Below are 24,174 nucleotides of genomic sequence, written 5' to 3' on the forward strand. Positions count from 1 at the left end.
CCAGCCACCAGGAGTTGTGTGTAATGAGGTGACCTCTCCCAGCGCGAAACCGTCGAACGAAATGCTGGCAGCCAGAGCTTGAGCCGCCGAGCGAACAGTTATTCCAGCAAGTCCAGCACGGAGCCGTGCAATTTCAGCGTCTCCAGGACAATGTTCGAGTTGATCGCCATGACGCCCGGCTCCTTGTGAAGCTTGTGGACCACGAAGTGGGAGAAGTGCTCCAGGTCTTTCGTCCGCACGGTCAGCACATAGTTTGACGTGCCCGTCACGATACGGGCCGTCACGACTTCGGGCCACCGGTGGATGGCCTTCACGAAGTTCTCGTGCCAGTCCTCGATGTCCGAGCGCATCGAGACATGTACCAGTGCCTCGAAGGCCACACCGACCTGCTTCGCGCCGATCACGCACCGATAGCCGGCAATCACGCCACGCTCCTCCAGCAGTTTTACCCGCCTGAAGCAGGCGGAGGCCGACAGGCCGACGGCCTCCGCCAGTTCCTGGTTGGTGATGCGCCCGTTGCCTTCCAGGTGATGCAAGATGCGCACGTCGGTCTGGTCCAGTTCCATTTCGAAGAATCCACCGTTAGAAATTAAAAAAGCCGATTAAGCTTCGATATATACATAAAAGCAAGCAATAAACGCAAGCACATTCGTCTTTTCGTTTGATAGGATTCCGTTCCCATGAAGACGCCGCGGATGGCGATAGAGGCAAGCCCGCTGCTGTCCGCATTCCTAATCCGAACCCCGACGAATTCCAATGTTTGCGCATATCCCCGCCTATGCTGGCGACCCCATCCTTTCGTTGATGGAGGCTTACCAGGCCGATTCTCGACGGCAGAAAGCGAACCTCAGCATCGGCCTTTACTACGACGATGACGGCCGGATTCCGGTGCTCGGAAGCGTCGGCGCGGCGGTGCTCCAGCTCGCCGAACAGCACGGTCCGCACACTTACCTGCCGATGGAAGGCATGGCGCCGTACCGGCACGCGCTGCAGCAGCTTGTGTTCGGCTCGGACAGCCCGGCGCTGAAGGAGAAACGGGTCGCCACGATCCAGTCGGTCGGCGGCTCGGGCGCGCTGCGCATCGGCGCCGAATTCCTGAAGCTCTACTTCCCGGGCTGTGCCGTGTGGATCAGCGATCCGAGCTGGGAGAACCATCAGGTTCTGTTCGCCGGTGCGGGCGTGGCGGTGCACACCTACCCGTACTACGACCCGCAAACGAACGGGCTTCGCTTTGGCGAAATGCTGGCGACGATCCGCGGACTGCCGGCACGCAGCGTGGTGCTGCTGCAGCCGAGCTGCCACAACCCCACCGGCATCGACCTGTCCCGCGAGCAATGGGCAGAACTGATCGAGGTGCTGCGGCAACACGGGCTGATTCCGTTCCTCGACATGGCCTACCAGGGCTTTGGCCATGGGCTCGAGGAGGATGCATGGCCGGTGCGCGCGCTGGTCGATGCCGGCGTGTCGTTCCTCGTCAGCAACTCCTTCTCGAAAAACTTCTCGCTGTACGGGGAGCGGTGCGGCGGGCTTTCCGTCGTGACGCCGAACGAGGACGAGGCTAATCGCGTGCTGGGGCAACTGAAGGCGGCCGTGCGGCGCGTGTACTCGAGCCCGCCGCTCCATGGGGCCCGGTTGATCTCGACGGTGCTCTGCGATCCCGCGCTGGCCGGACAGTGGGCTGCCGAGGTGGCGCAGATGCGCGAACGCATCGCGCGCATGCGCCGCTCGCTCAGGGAGCGGCTGGAGGCGAGCCTGCCCGGCGCGCCGTTCGACTACCTGACCACGCAGCGCGGCATGTTCAGCTACACGGGCCTGTCGGGGCCGGAGGCCGATTGCCTGCGCGAAGCGCACGGCGTCTACGTGCTTCGCTCGGGCCGCCTGTGCGTGGCGGGGCTCAACGACACCAATCTCGAGCACGTCGCGCATGCGATGGCGACGGTCCTGCGCGCGCGCTGCTGAACAGCGGCACACGGGCATTCTGCAGAGGAGACAAATGGCAGACATCATTCAGACCCCCTTGCCGGAACCCCCGCAGCCATTCTCATGGGCCACGCATGCCAACGGCATGATGTTCACGGCCCATGGCCCCATCGATGCGGCCGGCAACATCGTCGGGGACGACATCACCGCGCAAGCGCGGCTGACGTTCGGCAATCTCGCGGCGACCGTGGAAGCGGCCGGATGCCGGCTCGACGATGTCGCGCAGGTGCTCGTGTACATGCACGCCCCGGGCGACATGCCGGTCATCGATTCGGTGTACCGCGAGTTCTTTCGCGCTCCCTTTCCGAACCGGGCCAGTGTGGCGGTGGCCGGCTTTGCCCATCCGGCCATGCTGATCGAGATTGTGGCGTACGTCAGGCTGCCGGCGAGCAGGCAGCAGGCCTGATCCCGGCTCTTCTCGCCGCCGAACGTTTCATCATCAAAAAGCAGAACGAAATCAAGTTGAGGGGATATGGAGAAGTTTGCATTTCCGCTGGTACTGAGTAGCCTGGTGACGGGCACGGCCTGTGCGCAGAGCACTGTCACGCTGTATGGCATCGTTGACCAGAGCATCCGGTTTTCGACCAATGCCAACGCGAACAACAACAGCCTCGTGCAGCTGACCAACGGCGCCGTGACCAACAGCCGCTTCGGCTTCCGGGGCGAGGAAGACCTCGGCGGCGGCACGAAGGCGCTGTTCCGGCTCGAGAACGGCTTCGATCCGGACAACGGGCGCGTGAACCAGAACGGCCGCCTGTTCGGCCGCCACGCCTATGTCGGATTGTCCGGCGGCCTGGGCACGCTCAAGCTCGGCCGCCAGTCGACCGAAGGCTTCAACCTGTTCGGTGAATTCGATCCGCTGACCGTAGGCAATTACACGGCCAATGCTTGGCCGTACTTCATGACCGGCGGCCGCATCGACAACGCGGTCAGTTACGACGGCACGTTCGGCGGCCTCAACGTCGGCGCCAGCTACGGACTTGGCGAGTTGCCGGGCAACCTGAAGCAGGGCTCCTACTGGGGCGCGCGCGTCGCGTACAACCACGGCAATCTCGGCGTGGGCGCCGTCTATCAGGAGATGCGGGACGCCGCGAGCGAGACCCAGCGCATGTGGGGCGTGGCGGGGCGTTATGCGTTCGGACCGGCGAAGCTGTTTGCCGGCTACATCGGCGGCAAGGACGCCACCGGGATGGTCGATGGCATGCTGAACGATCCTTCGCGCACCGTCAGCTACGGATCTTTCGCCGCCAACCCGCGCAAGGACATGACGTTCTACACGGGCCTGACGTACCAGGTTTCTGGCGCGCTGGCGATGACGGGCGTTGTCTATCACGACAACATCCGCGACGTGAACGGCGTGGCCGGCCAGAGCGGCAAGCGGCTGACTGCCGTGCTGCTCGCAGAATACTCACTGTCCAGGCGCTCCCAGCTGTACGGCACCGTGGACTACAACCGCGTCAGCGGCGCAGCGGCCACCGAGCTGCCGGGGCGCGGCAACCAGACCGGCGTGGCCGTTGGCATGCGCCACGTGTTCTGAGCCTAGCGGTTCACGTTCAAAAGTAGAAGGAGAGAGACACCATGAGCAAGTCAACGCAGAGCTTTCAGCAAATCGTGGAGCGGGAGCGGGGGCTCAAGCGGACCCTGAACGCCAGCCAGATGGCGATGATCGCCATCGGCGGCGCGATCGGTACCGGCCTGTTCCTCGGCAGCGGCTTTGCCATCGGCTTTGCCGGCCCAAGCGTGCTGGTCAGCTATGCCATCGGCGCCTTCATCGCGTTGATCCTGATGGGCTGCCTGGCGGAAATGACCGTGGCGCATCCGACCTCGGGCTCGTTCGGCGCCTACGCGGAGCACTATGTCAGCCCATGGGCTGGCTTCCTCGTGCGCTACGCGTACTGGGCCTGCATTGTGCTGGCTGTCGGGACGGAGGTGACCGCGATCGCGCTCTATATGAAGTACTGGTTTCCCGCGGTGCCTGGCTGGTTCTGGATTGCCTCGTTCTCCGCGGCGCTGGTGCTGGTCAACGCGCTCAGCGTCAACATCTTCGGTGCCGTCGAATACTGGTTCTCGGTCATCAAGGTCGCAGCGATCGTCGGCTTCATACTCATCGGTGCCTATGTTGTCTTCGGCGCGCCGGCTTCGGTGGCCGGATCAGGGGAGGGGGCCGTGGCGGGCTTTCACCACTACACCGCAAACGGTGGCTTCTTTCCGAAAGGCCTGTGGGGCATGTGGGTGGCCGTCATCATCTCCATCTTCAGCTACCTGAGCATCGAGATGATCGCGGTGGCCGCGGGCGAGGCCGAGGATCCGGAGCATGCGATCACGCGTGCCTTCCGTTCCACGATGATTCGCCTGGTGCTGTTCTACCTGCTCACGCTGGCGCTGATGCTGGCGATCGTGCCGTGGACCGCCGCCGGCCGGGAGGAGAGTCCATTCGTCAAGGTGATGGAGGCCATCAATATCCCCGGGGCCGCGGGCGTGATCAACTTCGTCGTGCTGGTGGCGGCGCTGTCGTCGATGAACAGCCAGCTGTACATCACGACGCGGATGATGTTCAGCTTGTCGCGCGCGGGCTATGCTCCCGCCCGATTTGGGCGTGTCAGCCGGCGCGGCGTGCCGCTGTCCGCGCTGCTGGTGTCGACGCTGGGGATCGGGCTGGCGACCGTGCTGAGCGTCGTCTATCCTGACGCCTCGTTCACGCTGATGATGGCGGTTTCTATGTTCGGGGCCATGTTCACGTGGATGATGATCTTCGTCACCCACTATTGCTTCCGCCGCAAGTGGGAAGCGCAAGGCAATGCCCCTCTGCGCTTTCGCATGAAGGGCTTTCCAGCGCTGACGCTGCTAGGTGCCGCGCTGATGCTCGCCATTATGCTCACCACGATGTTCACCGCAGAGTTTCGCATGACTATGATCTTCGGCGTGCCGTGGCTCGTGCTGCTGAGCATCGCCTACTTCGGCTGGTATGCGAAACGGGCGCGGGCAACCGGGAGCGAACCGCTTGAGCCGCACGCGGGCTGATGCTGGCAGGGGCGCTCCACAGCGCAAGCATTAGTTGCGCGAATTGCGTCGAATCTGCTTTACCAGAACACGAACCGCCGATCGGTGACGCAACTCCGCGGACGTAACTAAGTAAGCCGCTTGCTGAAAGAGTGCCGGGCAAGTCCACCTCCACGGTGCGAAAGCCCGCCGCGGCAAAGGCGGGCACGTTGTTAGCGGAAATTGCTGAGTCCGCTCGCCCCCGGCTCGCCGCTATGGATAAAGACTTCCGGTTCGCCGCTGCCCGCGTCCAGGCAGTGCAGCCGCAAGCCCGCAGCCGTGGTAATGGAGCGCCCGACCGGCAGGTTCGGATGCAGGAATAAGGGCGTTTGCTCCGATGTAGCGGACATGCGGGCGTCCGCAGTGTAGTCGGCAGGCATATTGCGCAACGCCGCTATCCCCGGGCATCGTCCATTCGGACTATGAGTGGCCCGGCGTCGATGGGGCGAAGCAATGTGCTGGCAAATCGCTCAGCGGTGCCATCGCGCTGCAGTACGCGCTGGGCTATCCGGAGCACGTGAATCGCGTGGTGATGTGGCGCTCGGCGGCCTGAAAGAGCGCGAGACCTATTTGTGAACCTTGCAGTGATTTGTAGCGCCGACCCGACAGCCCGGGTGATGCCGCTGAGCATCTCCTTCAATTTTTGCAATTTGCAAATATTTCGGTCTGCGCTTGCATTGTAGTCTTGCTTATCGGCGAGAAGCCTTGAGGGTGCGGGAGGTCAGCTGCAGCCAGGGATTCCCGGTTTCTCGAGCGCAGCCGTTAGATATCTCAGCGCGATAGAAGTTTTGGGAAAGGAATGAGGCTAACTACCCAGAGCGTTAAGGAGTTGTTGCGCGTTGGAGGGGGAGTGAGCTATGAAGATTGCTTCAGTTGAAGATAGTGTAGAAGAAGCTGAGTGGATTCGTTCAATCCTGCGCGACGCAGGATATGAGTGCGAAGTGTTCTCGACAGGTGGTGCGCTGATGCAGGCTATGCGGAAGCAGCCGTTTGATATGATAGTGCTGGACTGGCGCCTTCCGGACATCGACGGCATCGAGCTGATCTACTGGATACGTCAAACCTTCGGGACCCACTTGCCGGTGCTCTTCCTGACTAACCGCGTCTCGAATGAGGATATCGTCGCCGGTCTCGACGCAGGAGCGGACGATTACCTTGTAAAGCCGGCGCTCGCCCAAGTTCTGCTGGCGAGGATCGGCGCAATGTTACGTCGCACCTATGGAATGGGTGACGTTATAGTCCAGGTCGGCCCATATATGCTGGATCCGCGCAAGCGCAGCATCTTTCTACGCGGACTGAAGCTAGAAGTTACACCCCGAGAATTCGACCTCGCGATCTTCATGTTCAGGAACATCGGTCGCCTGATTTCGAATGACCTGATGGAAAGGATGGTCTGGGGCAGGCAGCTCGGCCCGGACTCCCGCACTGTAGCGACCCATCTATCACGCCTGCGGATCAAGCTCATGCTGGGCCCCGAGAACGGTGTCCGGCTCAGTACCATATATGCGCACGGATACCGGCTGGATATGGTGAGTTCGGACGGAATGGCGGCCCCTGAGACATGAAGATATGCAGTATGTCGGTCGTAGCCCGCCGGAAGGTCAGCGGTGAGGGCAGTTGGTCCGTTTCATTTTTTTCCAGTCTCTACGGCGCTAGCGAAGGCATTCCTACCATCATGGCGCGTCGAGTGGAATTTTTAGATAGCGCACGCCGTTGGATTCTGGCGCTGGGAATTCGCCGGCGCGCATGTTGACCTGCACTGAGGGGAGGATCAGCGCGGGCATCGGTAACATGGCATCCCGCGCCTCGCGCATCGCGACAAATTCCTGCTCAGGGATGCCATCGCACACATGGATGTTGTTCGCGCGCTCGTCCGCTACCGTGGTCACGTAGCGTAGTTCCCGGCCGCCAGGCTTGTAGTCGTGGCACATGTAAAGGCTAGTCTCCGGCGGGAGGCTCAGCAACTTGCCAATGGAACGGTAAAGAGTGCCTGCATCGCCGCCCGGAAAGTCGCAGCGGGCGGTGCCATAGTCGGGCATGAATAGTGTGTCGCCGACGAAGGCTGCCATCTCGTGGCCGTCGCTGTCGCTGATCACATAGGTCATGCAGGCCGGTGTGTGGCCGGGCGTGTGCATCGCCCGCACCTGCAGGCTACCGATGGCAAAGGTATCGCCATCGTTCAGTAGCCGATCGAACTGGCGCCCCTCGCGCGAGAATTCCGGCCCGGCATTGAACAGCTTGCCGAAGACCGTCTGTACTGTGGTGATCTGGTTCCCAATGGCGGTCTGTCCACCGAGTCGCCGCTTTAGATATGGCGCGGCCGAGAGATGGTCGGCATGAACATGAGTTTCCAGAATCCATTGCACGGTCGCGTCCAGTTCCTGCACGCGCGCTACCAGCCGGTCGGCGCTGGTGGTGCGGGTGCGGCCGGACTTCGGGTCGTAGTCGAGCACGCTGTCGATAAGGGCGCATTGCCGGCTTGAGCTATCGAGCAAAATGTAGCTTAGGGTCCCGGTATCGGGGTCGAAGAAGGCGTCGACTTCCATAGAAGACGAGGAATTTTGGGCTGGTGTCATCGTGGGCTTATGATCGGAGCGCCGTGAAATGGCGTCTCGGTGTGCCGGCGCAAGGCCGGCGTTTTCAGCAGTCTGCTTACGTTGAGCGCAAGAGCGGTCAGGGATCTACGCAAGCGCCTTGAACATATCCTCGACCACCTTCTTGGCGTCGCCGAACACCATCATGGTCTTGTCCATGTAGAACAGCTCGTTGTCCAGGCCGGCGTAGCCGGCCGCCATCGAGCGCTTGTTGACGATGATGGTCTTGGCCTTGTAGGCCTCCAGGATGGGCATGCCGGCGATGGGGGACTGGGGGTTGTTCTTGGCCGCTGGGTTGACCACGTCGTTGGCGCCCAGCACCAGCACCACGTCGGCTTGGCCGAACTCGCTGTTGATGTCTTCCATCTCGAAGACCTGGTCGTAGGGCACCTCGGCCTCGGCCAGCAGCACGTTCATATGGCCCGGCATGCGGCCTGCCACCGGGTGGATTGCGTACTTCACGGTCACGCCTCTGTGCGTGAGCACTTCGGTCAGTTCCTTGAGCGCGTGTTGGGCACGCGCGACCGCCAGGCCGTAGCCCGGGACGATGATCACCGTTTCCGCATTGCCCATCAGGAAGGCGGCGTCATCGGCCGAGCCCGATTTCACATTGCGCTGGGCCTGCCCTGCCGGGCCGCTCGCGGCCGCGGCGTCGCTGCCGAAGCCGCCCAGGATCACGTTGAAGAACGAGCGGTTCATCGCCCGGCACATGATGTACGACAGGATTGCGCCGGAGGAACCCACCAGCGAGCCGGCGATGATCAGCATCGGGTTGTTCAGCGAGAAGCCGATGCCCGCCGCCGCCCAGCCCGAGTACGAGTTCAGCATCGACACCACCACCGGCATGTCGGCACCGCCGATCGGGATGATGATCAGCACGCCCAGCACGAAGGCGAGCGCCAGCATGACCAGGAACGGCATCCATGCCTGCGTCAGGAAGAACGCAATGCCAAAGCCCACCATCGCCACTGCCAGCAGCAGGTTCAGCCAGTGCTGGCCGGCGAACACCACCGGTGCGCCCTGGAACAGCCGGAACTTGTAGCGCCCGGCCAGCTTGCCGAAGGCGATCACCGAGCCGGAGAAGGTGATGGCGCCGACGAAGCAGCCGATGAAGAGTTCGATGCGGTTGCCCAGCGGAATGTCATGCGAACCGGCAGCCGTGATACCGAAGGCAGCAGGCTCCGCCACTGCCGCCACGGAAATAAACACCGCCGCCAGGCCGATCAGCGAGTGCATCGCCGCGACCAACTCGGGCATCTTGGTCATCTGCACCTTCTTCGCCACGTAGGCACCGATGCCGCCGCCCACCACCAGCGCCGCCAGGATCAGCGCCAGGCCGGTGCCCGGCGCGGACGGGTCCGCCCCGCCGGACAGCAGCTCGCTCTTCAGCTTGAAGATCAGCGCCACCGTGGTGAGCGCCGCCACCAACATGCCGGCCATGCCGAAGGTATTGCCGCGCCGCGCCGTGGTCGGGTGTGACAGCCCCTTGAGCGCCTGGATAAAGCAAACAGACGCGCCCAGGTAGGACAGCGTCACCATATTCATCGACAGGCCATTCATTGCGCTACCTCCGCCAGTTTGCCGCCAGGCTGCCCCTTGGCTTCGGGCTGCGCCTTGGGTGCCTTCTTCCTGAACATCTCCAGCATGCGCTGCGTGACCAGGAAGCCGCCGAACACATTCACTGCCGCCAGCGCCACCGCCAGCGTCCCCATTGCGCGGCCAACGTAGCCCTCGGTCAGGCCGGCGGCCAGCATGGCGCCGACGATGATGATGGCCGAGATCGCATTGGTCACCGCCATCAGCGGCGTGTGCAGCGCGGGCGTGACCGTCCAGACCACGTGGTAGCCCACGTAGATCGCCAGTACAAAGATGATCAGGTTGATCACCGTGTGGCTAACCATTTCCATCGAGATCTCCTTGATTGCCGGTTCAGCTGGTCAGCGCCAGTTCTTCGCGCCGCGTCATCAGGCATGCGGCGACGATGTCGTCTTCCAGGTTCAGCGTGAACTGGCCGTCCTTGTCGATGACCAGCTTGAGGAAGTCCAGCACATTGCGCGCATACAGTGCCGAGGCGTCGGCCGCGACCATGCCGGCCAGGTTGGTGTGTCCGATCAGCACGACGCCATGGCGCTCGACCACTTCGTCGGCCACCGTCAGCGGGCAATTGCCGCCCTGTGCCGCGGCCAGGTCGACCACCACCGAGCCCGGCTTCATCTGCTGCACGGTCGCTTCGTGCAGCAGCGTGGGCGCCTTGCGGCCCGGGATCAGCGCGGTGGTGATGACGATGTCGGCCTGGATCGCGCGCTGGTGGACCAGTTCGGCCTGGCGCTTCATCCAGTCCGGCGGCATCGGGCGCGCATAGCCGCCCACGCCCTGCGCGATCTCGCGCTCTTCGTCGGTGAGGAAGGGAACATCGAGGAACTTGCCGCCGAGCGATTCGATCTGCTCCTTCACCGCGGGGCGCACGTCGGAGGCCTCGATCACCGCGCCCAGCCGCTTGGCCGTGGCGATGGCCTGCAGGCCGGCGACGCCCGCGCCCAGGATCAGCACGCGCGCCGCCTTGACGGTGCCCGCGGCGGTCATCAGCATCGGCATGAAGCGCTGGTAATGGTGCGCCGCCACCAGCACGGCCTTGTAGCCGGCGATATTGGCCTGCGACGACAGTACGTCCATGCTCTGCGCGCGCGTCGTGCGCGGCGCGGCTTCAAGCGCAAAGGCGGTGATGTTCGCGGCGGACATGCGCGCGTTGTTCTCGGCGTCGAAGGGATTGAGCATGCCCACCAGCACCGCGCCCGGCTTCATGTGCGCCAGCTCGGTGATCTCGGGCGCGTGCACCTTGAGCACCAGGTCGGCGCCAAGCGCCTCGGCGGCTGTGCCGATGGTCGCGCCGACGGCCTCATAGGCACTGTCGGGCTGACAGGCTCGTACGCCTGCACCCGCCTGCACCACGACCTTGTGGCCCTGCGCGACGTACTTCCTGACAGTCTCGGGGGTGCCGGCGACGCGGGTCTCGCCGGCCCGCGTCTCGCGCGGGATACCTATGTACATCTCTGCCTCCTTGGATGATGATCGATGTGGGTGGCGGGCGGCCGGGGATACCTGCCGCGCCCCACGTGTGGGACTAGAAAATATGCTTCATGCCGGCTGCCAGGCCGGTCTGTCCCACGCCTGGCGCGACCTTGGTCGCACTCGCCACGCCCAGCGTCGAGCGGCCCGCGTTGTCCATGTAGGACGCGTTGACATAAAGCTCCGTACGCTTCGACAGGTTGTACGCCGCCTGCAGCACGTAGCTGATGGCGTCGTCGGCCGAGACACGGTTATCCGTCCGGTAGATGCCGGCGCGCAGCGTCAGTGCCGGTCTTACCGTGTAAGCACTGCCCAGCCAGTAGAGATGGGAGCGGCTAGCGGGCGCGCCCAGTCCGTTCTGCAGGAGCCGGTATCCGGCCTCGGCCGTGAAGGGGCCGCTGGTGTAGAGAAGTCCCGCCGCGTAGCGGCGCTCAATGTTGCCCGCCGTGGCCGTGGATGTGCCGCGGCGCTGGTCATAGGCAATGGCTAGTCCGAACTTGCCGACGGTGTACGAGGCGCCGGCGCCGATCTCCTGGCCGACGCGCGGCGCGCCGGGGACTTCGCCGCCGTTGCCGATGGTCGAGTCATAGCCGGCGCTGTACAGCCCGCTGACGGTCAGTTCGCCGAAGTTGCCCGTGTACTTGATGGCATTGTCGGCCCGCCCCGCGAACTGCGCATCGTGGGCAAGCACGGAGTACGGCGCATAGCGGTTCGCGTCGAAGGGGATGAAGAAATCGAACAGGATATTGTTCTGGCGCCCGAGCGTGACCTGGCCCCACGGCCCCGCGATACCGACGAATGCCTGCCGGCCGAACAGGCGGCCGCCAAATCCGGCCATGCCGGTGTCCGTCAGGAAGCCGCTCTCCAGCACAAAGATCGCGCTCATGTCCGCGCCCAGTGCCTCCTTGCCCCGAATGCCCCACCGAGATGCCGCGGTGTTTCCGGAGGTGACCCGGTATGCGGACCCCGAGCCATTCGTGCCGGCATGGCTGACATACTCCACGCCGGCATCCATGACGCCGTATAGCGTGACGCTCGACTGCGCCTGTGCCGTCGCGGCGAGCAGGCACCCCATTGACGCCGCGATGGCGCACTTTCCTGATGTTTTCATCGTTCTCCTCCGTAGGTATGTTCGAGTTGCTGCCCGCGCAGGGCAGCGCGCGCCACCGCCCGGGCACGGGCGATGCGGCGATAGTGGTGATGCGGCTATGGCGGTTCAGCGGGTTGCCGTGCGTGTCACGCAGGCGCTGCCATCCGCGTCGATGGCACTCGGCGCGAACGGGGCCGCCGGCAGCGGCGGCCGTGCAAGTCAATGGATCAGGCCACGCGAGCCGGCGCGCGTCCGGCGCGGTGCATGCCGAAGCGCTCCACGGTCAGTCCGTCCATGTCGATCTCCGGCGGCCTGCCGGAAACCGCGTCGGCAACAAGCCGGCCGGTGCCGCACGCCTGTGTCCAGCCATTGGAGCCGTGGCCAGCATTCAGGTAGAGCCCCTGCAGCGGTGTCGCGCCGAGGATGGGCGGCCCGTCCGGCGTCATCGGACGAAGGCCGGCCCACGACGTGGCCGCGGCATAGTCGAGCCCGCGTGGAAAGAGCCGTCGCGTCAGTGTCGACAGCAGTTCCGTGCGGACCCGGCGCACTGACAGGTCGTATCCGACGAACTCGGCCATTCCCGCGACGCGCAACTTGTCGCCCAGGCGGGTCAGCATGATCTTGTTGTGCTCGTCCATGATCGCCATGCGCGGTGCAGCCCCGGTGTCGGCAATGGGGATCGTGATCGAATAGCCCTTGAGCGGATAGATCGGGATTGGCAGGCCTGCAGTAGCGAGTAGCGCGGGCGCCTGGCAGCCGAGCGCCACCACACAGGCATCGGCCTGGCGCTGATCCGTCCGCCCGTCATGCGTGATCTCGACGCTGCGAAGGCGGCCGTGCGCATGGACGAGGCGGGTTGCCGAAGCGCCGTACTGAAACGACACGCCGCGACGGGCAAGATAGCTGGCAAGGCCGGCGCAGAACTTTGCGCTGTCGCCTGATGCATCGTCCGGCAGATGCAGTGCGCCTTGCCATGCGGCGGCAGACGCCCGCAGCGATGGTTCGAGCGCCATGGCTTCGTCGCGCCCCATCATTCGCCATGGCACCTGGAACTGGCTGAGTGTGCGCGTGGCCAGCTGTGCCAGTTCGACTTCCTGGTCGGTTTCGAGCAGTTGCAGCGTGCCGTCGCAGTGAAAGCCGAAGTTGAGCTCCGGCACTTCGTCACGCAAGGCCTGCATGCAGCGCATGCTGTAGTGTGCCATGCGCTGCATGCGTGCCTTGTTGATGCCAAAGCGCTCCGCATTGCATTCCTTGAGCCATTTGGCGAGCCAGCGCAGGCGCTCGGCATCCGGCATCATCGAAAAGCGCACCGGCGCATGTTTTTGCAGGGCCATGCGCAGCACCTTGTACGGCATGCCCGGCGACGCCCACGGTCCGGCAAAGCCGGGGCAAAGGCCCCCCGCGTTGCCGAAGCTCGAACCCATCCCCGGGCCCGCTTGCCGCTCCAGCACGGTCACCTCATGGCCGTCGCGCCACAGGTGGTAGGCGGCGGATATGCCGGCGACGCCGGCGCCAAGCACTAGTACGCGCATGTCTGCTGCCCCGTTCCAAGGATTCAGTCGGCGGTGATGTGTGCACGATCGATGATCGCGCGATAGCGCCTGGTTTCGCTGTCGATATATTGCTCGAATTCGACGCCATCCTTGTAGGCGCTCTCGAATCCCAGTCCGTTGAGGCGATCCTTGATGTCCGGCGACGACATGATCCTCGCCGAGGCGCTGTCGAGCTTCTTCCTGATCCCATCGGGCAGCCTGGCCGGTGCCCACAGGCCATACCAGGAATAGAACTCGAAGTTCTTGAATCCCGCTTCCTGCATGGTCGGGACGTCCGGCAACAACGGGCTGCGCGTGCGCCCGGTCACCGCGATCGCGCGCAGCTTGCCGGCCTTGACGCCGGGCAGCGACGAGAGCATGGGATCCATCATCCCCTGGGCCTGGCCGCTCATGAGGTCGGTCAGCGCCGGACCGCCGCCCTTGTACAGGGCAATGGGCACCTGCAGGTCCGCGATGCCGCTGTCATACATGAACTGGGACAGGGCCAGGTGGCCGGCGGAGCCGTTGCCGCTGGTCGCGAAGTTGTACTGCTTGGGGTTGGCTTTCACGGCGCGCGCCAGTGCCTGCGGCGAGTTCGCCGGCACCTGCGGATTCACGCTAAAGATCAGCGCGCCTTGCGCGAGCATGCTGACCGCCGTGAAATCCTTGACCGCATCGAACTTGATGGTCTTCCGATAGAGCATCGGATTAATGTTGTGGATCGAGGCGTTGATGTAGAGGGTGTAGCCATCAGCCGGCGCGCGGGCGACGATGCCGGCCCCGACAAGGCCCGATGCGCCCGGCCGGTTGTCGACAATGACGGTCTGCTTCAGCTCCTGGCCGAGCTTCATCGCGAACACGCGCGCAAGGCCGTCCACCGAGCCGCCAGGCGCATGCGGCACGATGATGGTGATCGTACGAACGGGGTAGGCGCTGTCAGGCCTGGATTCCGCTTTTGCGACGCCCGCGGATGTCAGGACGGACAGGAGGAAGATGCCCATGCGTACGACGGGCATGGGGCGGGAACGGATCTGGGTGAGGGGGCGTGGTTGCATGGCCGGATCAACGTAACTTGCTGGACAAGGGAAGGCAGCGCCATCGCGCGCGATGACGTGGGGCGCGGCGGGCGGCGCTGCCTTGGAATGGCTTCGGTGAAGCTGGTGGCTCAGAAGGTGCCGGGGTAAGCTGCACCGTCGATCAGGATGTTCTGACCGCAGATATAGCTCGCGTGCCCGGAGCAGATGAAGGCGCAGAGTGCGCCGAGCTCTTCCGGCCGGCCATAGCGGCCAGCCGGGTTGTCGGCGCCGCGTTCGTTCCAGAGTTGCTCGAAGCTCTTGCCGGTCGATTCCAGCATGCCTTCGATGTGGTGGCGCTGGGCATCGGTCGCGAACACGCCCGGGAGCAGGTTGTTGATCGTGACGTTGTGGCGAACCGTCTGGCGCGCAAGCCCTGCGACGAAGCCGACGAGGCCAGAGCGCGCGCCATTGGACAGGCCCAGTTCCAGCTGCGGCGTCTTCACGCTGCGCGAGACGATATTCACAATGCGGCCGAAGCGGCGTTCGATCATGCCGTCCACGGTGCGCCGGATCATGTCGATCGGCCCGATCATCATGGCATCGATCGCAGCGTGCCAGTCTGCCGGTGTCCACTGGCGAAAATCACCGGGCGGGGCACCATCCGCGTTGTTGACCAGGATGTCGGGGGCAGGGCATGCCGCCAGCGCGGCGGCGCGCCCCTCGTCCGTGGTGATATCCGCTACCACGTAGCGGACATCACCGCCCGTCGCGGCGCCGATTTCCGCTGCCGCCGCGGCCAGCGTGCTCTCCGTGCGGGCGGCGATGAATACCTTCACGCCTTCCGCCGCCAGTTGGTGCGCGCAAGCGCGCCCCATGCCCTTGCTCCCGCCGAAGACGAGTGCATGGCGCCCTGCAATGCCGAGGTCCATTGATCGCTCCCGGTTCGGTTCAAACGGCTTTGAGCATCGGCGACGACCAGCCGTACTTCCGGTCGAGTTCGAGCTCCTTGATGACGCGCAGGCCGCGCAGCAGGGGCTCGCCTTCCAGGCCGGTGAGCGGCTTGCGCAGTTCGCCCGAAGGCAGGCCCACCGCCTTCATCAGCGACTTGATCGCCACCGGGTTGATGGCTGAGTAGGCGTAGTGCAGCAACTGCAGGTTCTGCAGGTAGGCCTGGTGGAAGCTGGCCGCGGTGTCGGGGGATGTCCACGGACGGGAGATCTGCGTCAGCTCCGCCGGGGCGATATTGCCGGTCATGTTCGCGGTGCCATGGCCGCCCAGGCTCATGGTTGGAACGACCAGGCCAAGGTTGGGCGAGTCGCAGCACATCACGGAGACATCCGGCGCGCCGCGCAGCACTTGCGCTACCTGTCCCACGCGCGTCGTCGACTCCTTGTGGACGACATAGTTGGGATGCTTGAAGATGCGCAGCAGGCTGTCCCAATGCAGGTCGGTCTTCACACGCGGCGGGTTGTTGTAGATGCCGAGGGGCAGGTCGGTCTCGTCGGCCACTTCCAGGAAGTAGCTTTCGATATCGGCTTCCGGTGCGCAGATGTAGGCGGGCGCGGCGATGATGGCGCCATCCGCGCCGTTGGCTCTGGCAAAGCGCAGATAGTCCTTGGTGGTCTGGGTGTTGTTGCCGGTGCAGCCATAGAACAGCTTCATCTTGCCGGTCTTCATTTTCGCGGTTTCCACGATGATGGCCTCGCGCTCTTTTTGCGAGAGCATCGAGACCTCGCCCGTGGATCCCATGATCAGCACCGCCGAAGTGCCGTGGCGTTCCTGGAAATCCAGCAGTTCGCGAAAGGCGCCGAAGTCCGGGCTGCCGTCCTTGGCAAAGGGGGTGATCAGGGCAACAAAGGATCCTTCAATCTTCATCTTGCTCATGTCTGTCTCCGTCGTGGATTGGTGTAGGGGGGTAAGTGCCGGGAAAACCCGGCTTTAGGCTGCGTTGTCGTTCAGGTCGGACAAGCCTGGTCGGCCTGGACGTCCTGCAATGCCTCCAGGCTGGATTCATGCGCGGACAGCGCCATCAGGCCGCGCTGCAGATCGTCGATGAGGTCTTGCGGGTCTTCGAGACCCACATGCAGGCGCACGGCCTGCCCTTGATACGGCCAGCGCGCGCCGGTGCAGTTCTTTCCCGGCGTGAACGGGATGGCGAGGCTTTCATAGCCGCCCCAGGAAACCCCCAGGCCAAAGTGCTCCAGTGCATCGATGAAGGCGGCGAGCGATGCTTTCGAGTTCGTGCGCACCACTACGGAAAACAGGCCGCAGGCACCGGTGAAGTCGCGCTTCCACAGCACGTGGCCGGGATGGGATGGCAGTGCGGGATGCAGCACTGCCTCGACCTGCGGCTGGCGCTCCAGCCATTGGGCGACGCGCAGGCCGGATTCCCAGTGGCGCTGGAGCCGCACCGCCATCGTGCGCAAGCCCCGCAGTGCCAGGTAGATGTCGTCCGGGCCCGCGGTCTGTCCCATGTCCTGCGTGGTCTGCTTGATCAGCGGCCAAGTATCCCGATTGCACGTGACCACGCCGAGCATGGCATCGGAATGACCGACGATGTACTTGGTGGCGGCCTGGATCGAAACGTCGACGCCGTGGGCGAAAGGCTTGAAGAAGAGCGGCGTTCCCCACGTGTTGTCCATGACCACGACGGCGCCATGTCGATGTGCGGCGGCCGAGATGGCCGCTATGTCTTGAATCTCAAACGTCTCCGACCCTGGTGATTCGACGTATACGACACGCGTGTTGAGTCGCAGCAATGACTCGATCGGCGTGCTGCCGACGGGATCGTAGGTCTCGACTTCGACGCCGAACCGCTTCAGGACGCGCTCCAGGAAGGCGCGTGTTGGCGAATAGGCGCTGTCAGTGATCAGCACGTGGTCACCGGCGGACAGCAGCGCCGTCAGCGCGGTGCTGATCGCCGCGAGGCCGGACGGAAACACCAGCGACCGGTGTCCGCCTTCCAGCGCGGCAACGGCTTCTTCCAGCGCGTGGGTCGTGGGCGTGCCGTAGCGGCCGTAGGTCGTCGCGCCAGGCTCTTCCGCGGCGCGGGCGCGCTTCATTTCCTCCCATTGGGCCATCGACCCGGCAAGAATGGTCGATGCCCTGAAGATCGGCGTGTTGACGACCCCGCCGAAACGCTCCGGATGGCGGCCGGCGCATACTAACTGAGTGCTTTCTTTCATCGAATCTCCGTTGCTGAGCGGTGCGGCTTTCGTGTTGTGATCGCCGCTGGAATGTCAATCAGCTTAGGGATGCGTCCGGAGAAAATTCATCTCATTCCACTGGAGTATCCCGTGCAAAAGAGAAAAAAATGCTCGCACGGCCCGCCCAACATTGGGTGCTTGCGCCGCCCGTAGCGGGCGCCTGTATTTCGGTGGAGGAGACCAACATGACAACGAAGCTTGCTGCAGCCGATACTCGCAGCCGCTTTCCCACGCTTTCGCACTGGGGTGCATATACGGCCGTCGTAGAAGGCGGAAAGCTCGTCGCGTGCGAGCCGTTTCCCTGCGACAGCGCACCTTCACCGATCCTGCAATCCATGCCGGGCATGGTGCATTCGCCCCTGCGCATCCGCCGGCCTTCAGTGCGGCGCGGCTGGCTGCGCAAGCGCGAGAACGCGGAGCGCAGCGAGCGGGGCAACGATGAGTTCGTCGAGGTGGATTGGGACACCGCGCTGGACCTGGTGGCCGGCGAGCTGGCACGGGTGCGCGCCGACCATGGCGATGCATCCATCTTTGGCGGATCCTACGGATGGTCCTCCGCCGGGCGCCTGCATCATGCCCGCACGCTGACGCACCGCTTCTTGTTCGCAGGCGGGGGTTGCACCACGCAGGCAGGCAACTACAGTTGGGGCGCCGCGCAGTTCCTGCTGCCCCATGTGATCGGCACCTACAAGCCAGTCACGGGAAGAGTAACCGACTGGCGCAGCATTCTTGAACACACGGACCTGTTCATCGCATTTGGCGGCCTGCCCTTGCGCAATACGCAGATCACTTCCGGCGGCGCGGGTGCGCACAGCTCGCAAGAGTGGATAGAACGTGCAAAGTGCTCGGGAGTGAAATTCGTTGTAGTCAGCCCAACGCGCGCTGACATACCCGACGGCCTGCAGGCCCGATGGGTGCCTATCCGGCCCAACACCGACACTGCGCTGATGCTGGGCATCGCGCACACGCTGTTGACGCGCGGCCTGCACGCCGCGGATTTTCTTTCGAGCCATTGCGAGGGCTTTGACGCGTTCGCGGCCTATCTGCTGGGCCGCGACGACGGCCAGGCCAAGGACGCCCGCTGGGCGGAATCGATCTGCGCAGTGCCGGCCGAGACCATCATCGAACTAGCCACGGAAGCCGCCCGGCAGCGCACGATGTTGAATTGCACGTGGTCGTTGCAGCGCGCGCACCACGGCGAACAGCCATACTGGGCCAGCATCGCCCTGGCGTCGATGCTCGGCCAGATCGGCCTGCCGGGTGGCGGCTTCGCGTTCGGGCATGGCTCCATCAACGGCGCCGGGACGCCTCGGCCCGACGTTGCGGCACCGGAAATGGGCGCGGGTGCCAATCCTGCGCGCAGCACGATCCCCGTCGCGCGTATTTCGGACATGTTGCTGAACCCGGGGTGGCGCTACGACTTCAACGGCCGTGAAGGCATCTATCCGGATATCCGCATGGTGTACTGGGCCGGCGGCAACCCGTTTCACCACCATCAGGACCTGAACCGGCTCGTGCGCGCCTGGCAGGTGCCGGAGACGATCGTCGTGCACGACAGCTGGTGGACGCCCACCGCTCGGCGCGCGGACATTGTTCTGCCGGCCACCACGACGCTGGAGCGCAACGACATCGGGGGCTCGTCACGAGACCGGTACGTGCTGGCGATGCATCAGGCGCTGCCGCCGCAGTACGGCAGCCGCAACGACTTCGACATCTATCGTGACCTGGCACTGCGCGCCGGCTGCGAGCCCGCGTTCACCGAAGGCCGCGACGAGTTCGCGTGGATTCGCCATATCTACGACAGTATGGTGGAACGCTGGGCCCGGGCAGGCTTCGAAGCGCCGCCGTTTGAACAGTTCTGGGAGGAGGGGTGGACCGGCTTGCCGGAGCCGGGCACGCCTTTCGTGCTGTTCTCGGATTTCCGTGCTGATCCACAGGGGCGTCCCCTGAGTACACCCAGCGGCAAGATCGAGCTATACTCCCGGCGCATCAGCGAATTCGGTTATCAGGATTGCCCTCCGCATCCGTCCTGGCTGCCGCCCGCCGAATGGCTTGGCGATGCCGCGGCCCGGCGCTGGCCCTTGCACCTCATCACGTCCCAGCCGGCTGACAAGCTGCACTCCCAGCTGGACGCGGGCAGCCACTCCATGTCTATGAAGGTTGGAGGCCGGCAGGCGATCCATATGCATCCGATGGACGCGGCAGAGCGCGGCATTGTGCAGAACGATATCGTGCGCGTGTTCAATGAGCGAGGGGCATGCCTGGCCGGTGCACGTCTGGACGATGCGCTGATGCGCGGCGTCGTGGTAATGCCCACCGGCGCTTGGTTCGATGCGAACGACAGCTCGCTCGAGCGCCACGGCAATCCCAACGTCCTGACGATGGACCGCGGCACCTCCAGCTTGGCCCAGGGATCCAGCGCGCATTCCGCTCTGGTCGAGATCGCGCCGTGGTCCAACGGAGAACCGCCGGAGGTTCGTGCCTTCGATGCGCCGCAGGTGTCGCCGCTCGTCGGCTCAAGCGCGGGGTGAAGACCATTTCTTTAAGCACATGGAGTTTCGCGAAAAAAAGTCATCGGCACAGCGATAGAGCTCGCAAGACATACACAATATTTTATTCGGCATCGCCAACTGTCGGAACCCGCGCCCTGCGCTGCATCGGTTCGGGCGCAGCACGCCGCGCGCATCCGCCGCTCAGTTGTGAACTTCAATCGTGGCAATAAGTTGGCCCAGGCGCGAAGCCTGTTACACCTGCTTCGCGTGCGCGAGTCAGAGTTGTGCAGCGGTCAGTAAGTTGAGCGCGCTACGCCATATTGCGACGATAGATATCGACGGATATGGTCGGGCGACTCGATGAATCTCATTTGACCGTACATGCAAGCCTCCACGCTGTTGTCGACCGGCTCCCGTCCGGCGCCAAGCACCAGAACAGGGGCGGACTGGTTTGCCCGTGCGCCGCATGGTGTCCACAGCACCTGCGAGCAGGCAGGCATGCTACCGGCGCTGTCAAACTGACACGTTTCGACGCTTGCGAGGCGCGAGGCGCGAGGCAGATGGTGCAAAATCCGGCGAGATGGCATCAATACCTATCTCTATCTGCATCGTGCCAAGGAACGAATCGCAATCGGGCGCCAATGGGGGACTTGTCGCAGTCGTCGTCTACGACGGCCTGAGCCTCTTTGAATACGGCTGCGCCGTTGGAGTGTTCGGTTTGCCCAGACCGGAAATGGGAAAAGCGTGGTATCGCTTTGCGACGTGTTCGGCCGAGCTTGTCCTGACGTCTGCCGGAAGTGCAGCGGGAATCGATCTGTGCCTGCATCTGATCCGCCGGGACTTTGGCCCTCGCGCGGCCAATCAGGTCGCACGCCGACTTGTCATGCCGCCACACCGTGAAGGCGGCCAAGCCCAGTACATTGCCGAGCCGGTCTCGAAGCGCAGCAATGCTTCGTTGGCCCCCCCTAGTGGACGCGGTGCGCGCAACATTGGACGAAGACTGGCTGATTGCCAGGATGGCAAGGCAAGCCGCAATGAGAGCCCGCACGTTCCAGCGGCACTTTGTCAGTATGATGGGTATGCCGCCTGGCGAGTGGTTGCTGATAGAGCGTTCAAGCCGAGCGAGGGTGTTGCTCGAAGACACCGATTCGTCCGTGGATGACATCGCGGTGCAAGTGGGGTTCGGCGCCGCAGCCACGTTGCGCAATCACTTCCGGATCCGGCTCGGAACAAGTCCCGGATGCTACAGACGACATTTCAGTACATCTGCGCTGCATTGATTCCGGCCAATGGCGGATCCCAGTTCCATTGCGCTCCTTTATGGCATTTCCTTATACACAAGTCATGACTCTTCCCGCAGTGCTTGAATGGTGAGCGCGGCGTCCATGGTTCGCTGCATGCCGATCCAGATCGTCTCAGCGCCAGGCTCGCCATCGCTCTTGCGCCCAAGGAACCCACCCAGGGAAGCAACCAGCCGAATCATCTGATTGAGTGTGACCGGTGTCTTCGGGCGGGCCTTCTTGGCAAGCACGTATGCTCCCCGAATCTCGTCGGCGTCAAAGAACAGGGACGCATCCAGATCCGGGCAGGTTCTGCCCAATCGCATCAGGCGGGCAATGCGCCACGCCACTACCATATACAACGCCAAGGCCCGCTCCACACCATCCATGTGCGATAGCTGCAGCGCTTCGACCTTGCAGCCGGTCTTCAGGACATGGAAAAACATCTCCACCTCCCATCGGGCTCGGTACCAGTCGACAAGTTCGATGACAGCATCGGCGTCCTGGGCCTCTCGGTTCGTCAACAGCCGCCAAACCACTGGCTTGACGCCTGCGGGCGCTCCGATCTCCCTGGCCTCTACACAGGTGATCTCCGCGCCGACCAGACCCGGCAGCTTCACACGTTTTGCGCGTAGCTCCTGTTTGACCTCGCGCGCCTTCTGGCCTGCACGCCCCGGCAAGATAAAGGTGATCTCCCCAAGTACCGAGCTGGCGCCGACGCTATCCCACAACTTGCCGCCCCCGGCAAGGTTGCGGTTATGTTGGCTGCGGATCAGCCAGTCGGCCGGCTGGCCAAGCTCCTGGGCGCGTGCCATCAACTCGGCAATATCACCCTCGCGGTCAGTCACATACACCAGCCGTGTCTGGGGCAATAGCGCGGCTTGCTCCGCAACGCGTTCGTACCCTTCAATCCAGCGTACGCTTTCCTTGATCCCGCCGCGGTTGCCGTCGGTGTCCTTTGGCTCCCGAGCCCACATCCAGGCATCGATCACCCCCAGCGGTCCACGGTCAGGCGTCACCGCGTAGGTCGGATGCAAAAACATGCCCCGCTGGGCTTCGTAGCTCAGCGGCCCCAACCCCTCCATTTCCTGGCCATTGAAGTTCAACTCGGTCGAATCAGCGATGCACAGCACCACCGGAAACTGCGCGGCTCTGTCCGCCGTGCGTTCCCAATGCGGCTGCATCACGTCCCGCCAACCGATCTGCTCATTGCCGAGAAACCGATACGCCCCAATGGTTTGGGACCAGTCATCGCATGCGCCCGGAATGCTCGCCGTAGGCAGGGCCGCAAACCGCTTGAGCAATTCCTTGGCGCGCCGATCCCGCCGCGGATCACCAAGATCCAGACTCTCAAATTCCTCGTCCACCCATGCCCCCGACTCGTTGCCCATTGCTGCCCAAAATCCGAGAGTAAACGCGAGTCTGGCGAAGTTAACAACCCCTTACCTCGAAATTTCCGCAGCCTCAGGCTCCATGTCCCGCTGCCGAGACGGTCCTACTTGTGTATAAGGGAATGCATCAACCGGGCTTATGGGAAACGCCCCTCCTTGCAATCCATCTCCCACCTAGCGCTTCGATAGACGACTTGTTGCTCGACCTCGCGCTGATTTGACGAGGACCATGCACGGCGATACCTGTTTGCCCAGTTCGCCACGCAGTCGCCAATAACGTTAGCGGTGGCTTCATCGTCCGTTGCGAGCTGGCCCTGCCGATACAAGACTTGCGAGAGAACCGCACCGTTGGTATCAAGCCGCACCGTAGGTCCGTCGAGCTGGTCATCCTTGAAAGTTTCGACCATCGTTAGATAGTCAGCATTCTGACCAATACCATAGGTTTTGCGCTGGCCTTGCTTCTGTCCGTCCTTGAGCTGCGTGACGACGTAGCCGTTGGTCTTCACGAACACCAGTTGGTCGCTTCCACGCGCAGTCATCAAGAAGCCAGTCGGTTTGCCGTCCTTCCATGTGAGATCAGTTATCAGCGTCCCATCGGCCATCCATGCCTTCTCGGAGCCTTCCTTCTTACCGGCCACAGCCGTGTACTGATGCATCAGCGCCTTTGTCTGACGATCATAGGATTCTTGCAGCCCGTCCTGAACGTTCTTGTTCCAGTGGCGCAGCGCGACGAGGTTCCCGTTTTGGGGATCGTAGATCTTTTCCTCTCCGTTCTTGATCGGCCGCTCGGTCATGACAACGCCCATTAGCCCTGCCTGTACCTCACTGATGACTACGCGCACTTCAGGCTTTTTCTTGTCCTCCAAGTAGGCCAGGTTATATGGCACTTCAACCGTGCGAGGCTTGTCGTTGTAGGTGTAGGAGTAGCTGGCCCTGCATCGAGCTTGAGACCCATCTTCGCTCTTCTCGACAGTCTTGATGTTCTCAAGCTTCGGATCGCCAGTAATAGCGATCTTCATTTCCCTATACCAGACCGCATTGTCGAGATGAGACTGGATGATCTCCAAAGCATCCTTCTTAGCGCTGTCACTGTTGCAGTCCACCTTTGCGCCACAAGCAGACAAAGCTGCCGCCGCTGCGACGATCAGCAAACTGCGGATTCCTAGTTCGATATCCATTTCTTTCCGTTGGTTGTTATGGCGAACTCCACCTGTCTCTCTACGGCATGTGCGCGTGAATCTTGAGTGAGCAAGGCAGCTAGATCGTATGACGGAATCTGCAGATGGTAAGACTCTCCGAATAGCCGTTGCACCCCACGAAAGGCTGGGAAGACTCGCTAGCTAAATACATCTGAACCCACTTGTCCCACCCGCAAGGGCGGCCACAGCGAGGAAATCAGATGAGTAACGAAGGGTGTCGGCGGAAGGCTGGGTCAAGAATCTGATAGCAGCCGTTCGGTCGGAGGTGTCAGGAATTCTGTGTGCTGAG

Annotated in this window: 19 protein-coding genes and 3 pseudogenes; 7 read left to right on the forward strand and 15 right to left on the reverse strand. The window is 63.2% G+C overall.

All coding sequences use genetic code 11. The annotated features are described in order from the left end of the window. Positions 1 to 98: 98 nt before the first annotated feature. Entirely contained in the window at positions 99 to 566 is a 468-nt protein-coding gene (locus CF68_RS07190; protein WP_035817051.1) for an Lrp/AsnC family transcriptional regulator, read from the reverse strand. Positions 567 to 756: 190 nt separating this feature from the next. Between CF68_RS07190 and CF68_RS07195 the strand changes: the two genes are divergently transcribed. From CF68_RS07195 to CF68_RS07210, 4 genes are all read left to right on the forward strand, one after another. Then, on the forward strand, positions 757 to 1,959 hold the full coding sequence (locus CF68_RS07195; protein ID WP_035817052.1) for an amino acid aminotransferase: 1,203 nt from the start codon (positions 757 to 759) through the stop codon (positions 1,957 to 1,959). A 34-nt stretch (positions 1,960 to 1,993) separates the two neighbouring features. Next, entirely contained in the window at positions 1,994 to 2,386 is a 393-nt protein-coding gene (locus CF68_RS07200; protein ID WP_035817053.1) for a RidA family protein, read from the forward strand. A gap of 66 nt (positions 2,387 to 2,452) precedes the next feature. Continuing rightward, the gene (locus tag CF68_RS07205; protein ID WP_035817054.1) at positions 2,453 to 3,517 is read left to right on the forward strand and encodes a porin; all 1,065 of its coding nucleotides are present in this window, start codon (positions 2,453 to 2,455) and stop codon (positions 3,515 to 3,517) included. 41 nt (positions 3,518 to 3,558) lie between these two features. Then, positions 3,559 to 5,001, forward strand: a complete 1,443-nt coding sequence (locus CF68_RS07210) for an amino acid permease (RefSeq protein ID WP_035817055.1) — start codon at positions 3,559 to 3,561, stop codon at positions 4,999 to 5,001. Positions 5,002 to 5,134: 133 nt separating this feature from the next. On the opposite strand, the pseudogene CF68_RS07215 reads toward CF68_RS07210, so the two are convergent. Beyond that, positions 5,135 to 5,369, reverse strand: a pseudogene (locus CF68_RS07215) (3-oxoacyl-ACP reductase); the annotation flags it as partial. 507 nt (positions 5,370 to 5,876) lie between these two features. On the opposite strand from CF68_RS07215, the gene CF68_RS07220 reads away from it, so the two are divergent. Then, complete coding sequence (locus CF68_RS07220) at positions 5,877 to 6,584, forward strand: response regulator transcription factor (protein WP_035817057.1); 708 nt, start codon at positions 5,877 to 5,879, stop codon at positions 6,582 to 6,584. Positions 6,585 to 6,692: 108 nt separating this feature from the next. On the opposite strand, the gene CF68_RS07225 is transcribed toward CF68_RS07220, so the two are convergent. The 10 genes from CF68_RS07225 to metC all read right to left on the reverse strand — a co-directional run bounded on the left by CF68_RS07225 (position 6,693) and on the right by metC (position 17,502). Further along, positions 6,693 to 7,565: an MBL fold metallo-hydrolase gene (locus tag CF68_RS07225; RefSeq protein WP_084187111.1), complete on the reverse strand. Its 873-nt coding sequence runs from the start codon at positions 7,563 to 7,565 to the stop codon at positions 6,693 to 6,695. Positions 7,566 to 7,700: 135 nt separating this feature from the next. After that, positions 7,701 to 9,173 carry an NAD(P)(+) transhydrogenase (Re/Si-specific) subunit beta gene (locus CF68_RS07230; protein ID WP_035817059.1) on the reverse strand — a complete coding sequence of 491 codons (1,473 nt, stop codon included), beginning with the start codon at positions 9,171 to 9,173 and terminating at the stop codon, positions 7,701 to 7,703. Continuing rightward, entirely contained in the window at positions 9,170 to 9,520 is a 351-nt protein-coding gene (locus CF68_RS07235; protein WP_011614742.1) for an NAD(P) transhydrogenase subunit alpha, read from the reverse strand. Before CF68_RS07235 ends, CF68_RS07230 begins: the two co-directional genes overlap by 4 nt. A gap of 22 nt (positions 9,521 to 9,542) precedes the next feature. After that, positions 9,543 to 10,661, reverse strand: coding sequence for a Re/Si-specific NAD(P)(+) transhydrogenase subunit alpha (locus CF68_RS07240; RefSeq protein ID WP_035817061.1), 1,119 nt, complete (start codon positions 10,659 to 10,661; stop codon positions 9,543 to 9,545). A 73-nt stretch (positions 10,662 to 10,734) separates the two neighbouring features. Further along, positions 10,735 to 11,790 (reverse strand): porin, encoded by a 1,056-nt coding sequence (locus CF68_RS07245; protein ID WP_035817063.1) that lies wholly within the window; start codon positions 11,788 to 11,790, stop codon positions 10,735 to 10,737. Positions 11,791 to 11,996: 206 nt separating this feature from the next. Beyond that, the gene (locus CF68_RS07250) at positions 11,997 to 13,301 is read right to left on the reverse strand and encodes a D-amino acid dehydrogenase (RefSeq protein WP_035817064.1); all 1,305 of its coding nucleotides are present in this window, start codon (positions 13,299 to 13,301) and stop codon (positions 11,997 to 11,999) included. A 23-nt stretch (positions 13,302 to 13,324) separates the two neighbouring features. Continuing rightward, entirely contained in the window at positions 13,325 to 14,356 is a 1,032-nt protein-coding gene (locus CF68_RS07255; RefSeq protein WP_235205690.1) for a tripartite tricarboxylate transporter substrate binding protein, read from the reverse strand. A gap of 110 nt (positions 14,357 to 14,466) precedes the next feature. After that, positions 14,467 to 15,246 (reverse strand): SDR family NAD(P)-dependent oxidoreductase, encoded by a 780-nt coding sequence (locus CF68_RS07260; protein ID WP_035817066.1) that lies wholly within the window; start codon positions 15,244 to 15,246, stop codon positions 14,467 to 14,469. A 19-nt stretch (positions 15,247 to 15,265) separates the two neighbouring features. Then, the gene (locus CF68_RS07265) at positions 15,266 to 16,201 is read right to left on the reverse strand and encodes a 4-hydroxy-tetrahydrodipicolinate synthase (protein WP_035817067.1); all 936 of its coding nucleotides are present in this window, start codon (positions 16,199 to 16,201) and stop codon (positions 15,266 to 15,268) included. Between the two features lie 71 nt (positions 16,202 to 16,272). Continuing rightward, positions 16,273 to 17,502 (reverse strand): cystathionine beta-lyase, encoded by a 1,230-nt coding sequence (metC, locus tag CF68_RS07270; protein WP_035817069.1) that lies wholly within the window; start codon positions 17,500 to 17,502, stop codon positions 16,273 to 16,275. Positions 17,503 to 17,708: 206 nt separating this feature from the next. Here metC and CF68_RS07275 point away from each other — a divergent pair, with 206 nt between their 5' ends. Further along, positions 17,709 to 20,054 carry a molybdopterin guanine dinucleotide-containing S/N-oxide reductase gene (locus CF68_RS07275; protein WP_035817071.1) on the forward strand — a complete coding sequence of 782 codons (2,346 nt, stop codon included), beginning with the start codon at positions 17,709 to 17,711 and terminating at the stop codon, positions 20,052 to 20,054. Positions 20,055 to 20,308: 254 nt separating this feature from the next. Here CF68_RS07275 and CF68_RS36055 read toward each other — a convergent pair. After that, positions 20,309 to 20,467 (reverse strand): annotated as a pseudogene (locus CF68_RS36055) (DUF3088 family protein); the annotation flags it as partial. A gap of 128 nt (positions 20,468 to 20,595) precedes the next feature. Here CF68_RS36055 and CF68_RS07280 point away from each other — a divergent pair. Continuing rightward, a pseudogene (locus tag CF68_RS07280) lies at positions 20,596 to 21,295 on the forward strand (helix-turn-helix domain-containing protein). A gap of 62 nt (positions 21,296 to 21,357) precedes the next feature. Here CF68_RS07280 and CF68_RS07285 read toward each other — a convergent pair. Further along, a complete protein-coding gene (locus tag CF68_RS07285) occupies positions 21,358 to 22,641 on the reverse strand; it encodes an IS4 family transposase (protein WP_235205691.1) in 1,284 nt (427 codons plus the stop codon). Between the two features lie 182 nt (positions 22,642 to 22,823). Then, positions 22,824 to 23,864: a toxin-antitoxin system YwqK family antitoxin gene (locus CF68_RS07290; protein WP_035817075.1), complete on the reverse strand. Its 1,041-nt coding sequence runs from the start codon at positions 23,862 to 23,864 to the stop codon at positions 22,824 to 22,826. Positions 23,865 to 24,174 lie beyond the last annotated feature (310 nt).

It is taken from the genome of Cupriavidus sp. SK-4, assembly GCF_000611125.1.
In the GTDB taxonomy this organism is placed as follows: domain Bacteria; phylum Pseudomonadota; class Gammaproteobacteria; order Burkholderiales; family Burkholderiaceae; genus Cupriavidus; species Cupriavidus necator.

Bases quoted from the DNA above. Each gene is read 5' to 3' on its own strand.
- CF68_RS07195 (WP_035817052.1), top strand. From the start codon at position 757: ATGTTTGCGCATATCCCCGCCTATGCTGGCGACCCCATCCTTTCGTTG.
- metC (WP_035817069.1), bottom strand. From the start codon at position 17,502: ATGAAAGAAAGCACTCAGTTAGTATGCGCCGGCCGCCATCCGGAGCGT.
- CF68_RS07200 (WP_035817053.1), top strand. From the start codon at position 1,994: ATGGCAGACATCATTCAGACCCCCTTGCCGGAACCCCCGCAGCCATTC.
- CF68_RS07290 (WP_035817075.1), bottom strand. From the start codon at position 23,864: ATGGATATCGAACTAGGAATCCGCAGTTTGCTGATCGTCGCAGCGGCG.
- CF68_RS07245 (WP_035817063.1), bottom strand. From the start codon at position 11,790: ATGAAAACATCAGGAAAGTGCGCCATCGCGGCGTCAATGGGGTGCCTG.
- CF68_RS07265 (WP_035817067.1), bottom strand. From the start codon at position 16,201: ATGAGCAAGATGAAGATTGAAGGATCCTTTGTTGCCCTGATCACCCCC.
- CF68_RS07255 (WP_235205690.1), bottom strand. From the start codon at position 14,356: ATGCAACCACGCCCCCTCACCCAGATCCGTTCCCGCCCCATGCCCGTC.
- CF68_RS07225 (WP_084187111.1), bottom strand. From the start codon at position 7,565: ATGGAAGTCGACGCCTTCTTCGACCCCGATACCGGGACCCTAAGCTAC.
- CF68_RS07235 (WP_011614742.1), bottom strand. From the start codon at position 9,520: ATGGAAATGGTTAGCCACACGGTGATCAACCTGATCATCTTTGTACTG.
- CF68_RS07220 (WP_035817057.1), top strand. From the start codon at position 5,877: ATGAAGATTGCTTCAGTTGAAGATAGTGTAGAAGAAGCTGAGTGGATT.
- CF68_RS07205 (WP_035817054.1), top strand. From the start codon at position 2,453: ATGGAGAAGTTTGCATTTCCGCTGGTACTGAGTAGCCTGGTGACGGGC.
- CF68_RS07210 (WP_035817055.1), top strand. From the start codon at position 3,559: ATGAGCAAGTCAACGCAGAGCTTTCAGCAAATCGTGGAGCGGGAGCGG.
- CF68_RS07250 (WP_035817064.1), bottom strand. From the start codon at position 13,301: ATGCGCGTACTAGTGCTTGGCGCCGGCGTCGCCGGCATATCCGCCGCC.
- CF68_RS07240 (WP_035817061.1), bottom strand. From the start codon at position 10,661: ATGTACATAGGTATCCCGCGCGAGACGCGGGCCGGCGAGACCCGCGTC.
- CF68_RS07190 (WP_035817051.1), bottom strand. From the start codon at position 566: ATGGAACTGGACCAGACCGACGTGCGCATCTTGCATCACCTGGAAGGC.
- CF68_RS07260 (WP_035817066.1), bottom strand. From the start codon at position 15,246: ATGGACCTCGGCATTGCAGGGCGCCATGCACTCGTCTTCGGCGGGAGC.
- CF68_RS07230 (WP_035817059.1), bottom strand. From the start codon at position 9,173: ATGAATGGCCTGTCGATGAATATGGTGACGCTGTCCTACCTGGGCGCG.
- CF68_RS07275 (WP_035817071.1), top strand. From the start codon at position 17,709: ATGACAACGAAGCTTGCTGCAGCCGATACTCGCAGCCGCTTTCCCACG.